Below are 230 nucleotides of genomic sequence, written 5' to 3'. Positions count from 1 at the left end.
GGTCACTGGTTCAATCCCAGTATCGCGCACAAGGCCCAGAAACGGGCCTAGAAAACCGGGCCTGGTTTTCGAATGCGGATGTAGCGCAGTTGGTAGCGCATCACCTTGCCAAGGTGAGGGTCGCGAGTTCGAGTCTCGTCATCCGCTCCAAGACGTTAATCGGTAGCTATTCTGGTTAGCGTGTTGACAATAAAATATCGGCGCGATTAGCTCAGTGGGAGAGCGCTTCC

1 tRNA gene is annotated in these 230 nt (G+C 54.3%); it reads left to right on the top strand.

Going from position 1 to position 230, the window contains the following annotated elements:
- Positions 1–74: 74 nt before the first annotated feature.
- Positions 75–150, top strand: a tRNA-Gly gene (locus tag HMPREF2888_RS10930).
- Positions 151–230: the final 80 nt, after the last annotated feature.

Source organism: Corynebacterium sp. HMSC077D03 (assembly GCF_001808545.1).
Lineage (GTDB): Bacteria > Actinomycetota > Actinomycetes > Mycobacteriales > Mycobacteriaceae > Corynebacterium > Corynebacterium simulans.
This window is presented reverse-complemented; position numbering and strand designations above follow the sequence as displayed.